At 53.8% G+C, this 929-nt stretch carries 2 protein-coding genes; both read right to left on the reverse strand.

The window, feature by feature from the left end:
* A partial coding sequence (locus tag AC1RPN_RS07800) for a hypothetical protein (RefSeq protein WP_481763653.1) occupies positions 1-503 on the reverse strand: 503 nt, incomplete at its 3' end.
* A gap of 13 nt (positions 504-516) precedes the next feature.
* Positions 517-929: P-loop NTPase family protein (locus tag AC1RPN_RS07805; RefSeq protein WP_481763654.1), on the reverse strand; the 413-nt coding region annotated here is incomplete at its 5' end.

Consider the following 929-nt stretch of genomic DNA (forward strand, 5'->3'; position numbering starts at 1 on the left):
AGATACGCCACCGCCATTTTCTGCATTTCTTTGCGCAGTGAATACGGATTGATCTTGCACGCACGCGCCTGCAAGAAGTTCATGAATGAGGGCTGCGCTGCTTGACGTACATACTCATCAAGAGTCGGCTCGTTGACCTTAAGTTCCCAAGGCTCTCCCGGGTTTTGCGTCGCATCGACCATGGCTACGCCGATCGCCAGATGCAAATCCAGCACACGGGTATCAGGCCACAGCTGTTGACTCAAGTTACTCATTGCGAGCTGGGAACGTGCATCACACACAAAGTACACAACACGATCGTATGGGATCGCCACCTTCGGAATGTTGCGCACACGATCGATGATAACGGGCCATACCGGCTGTTCCGCGCACATACCATCGACCGTGGCGTGCGTCGTGCGCCCGAAACCCCCGACAAACGTATGGCTCATGTTCAGCTTGCGCAAGGCCTCCGATACTTGGATTGGTGACGCATCAATAACGCCAAAAGCGCCTAGAATCATTTCCTGCTCCTAATTACTTGATCTGGTGGGGGAACCCCTCAACAATTTTCGATTCGCCCTTGGCGTCCTTAACGACGGTGAACGGTTTAGAGTCTGGGAACACACGCTCCGACTTCGGCGTGATGATCACGATCGACGGAACCATCGTATTCAGGATTTTCACCACGCTGTACATGGCTTCCGTCATTTCGGGGCTCATGTGTGCATCCGGCTCATCGAGCACCATGAGCGAGCAACGCTTATGCTCAGGTACGAAGTTGAGAAGCGCACACACGATCACGAGTGTGAAGATCGCGGACTCTGCACCACTCAACCGACGCACGTCACTAGGCTCCTGCCCATTAGGACGGTGCACGATGATCCGAATATCGGTATCCCACTGGAACTCGAATTGGAACTGTTCCGGGAACACCATCGACGCATAAC

The organism is Dellaglioa sp. CoH-57-MRSF-20, assembly GCF_056781955.1.